Source organism: Shewanella electrica, from assembly GCF_022321485.1.
Lineage (GTDB): Bacteria > Pseudomonadota > Gammaproteobacteria > Enterobacterales > Shewanellaceae > Shewanella > Shewanella electrica.
In genome coordinates this window covers 1-278 of record NZ_JAKOGG010000209.1, presented here as the reverse complement: position 1 = coordinate 278, position 278 = coordinate 1, and the positions used below count along the sequence as shown (strand labels likewise).

Here is a 278-nt window from a genome sequence, read left to right as displayed (position 1 = left end):
AATTCAATTCCTTCGTCACGTTGAGCGTACGCGTGTTATCTTGCACATGATTGATATGTCAGGTATCGATCCAGAAGAAGATCCATACGAAAACTACGTTAAGATCAATAACGAGTTGGCCGAGTACGATCCAGCCTTGTTGGAGCGTCCACAAATTATCGTGCCAACGAAGATGGATATGCCAGACGCCGAAGAGACGTTGGCAGAATTCAAGAAGAAGTTGGCTGCTGATCCAGATGTCCCAGAAGATGTCGAGATTATGCCAATTTCATCATTGA

Annotated in this window: 1 pseudogene; it reads left to right on the top strand. The window is 44.6% G+C overall.

Going from position 1 to position 278, the window contains the following annotated elements:
• Positions 1–55: 55 nt before the first annotated feature.
• A pseudogene (locus L9G74_RS20390) lies at positions 56–278 on the top strand (hypothetical protein); the annotation flags it as partial.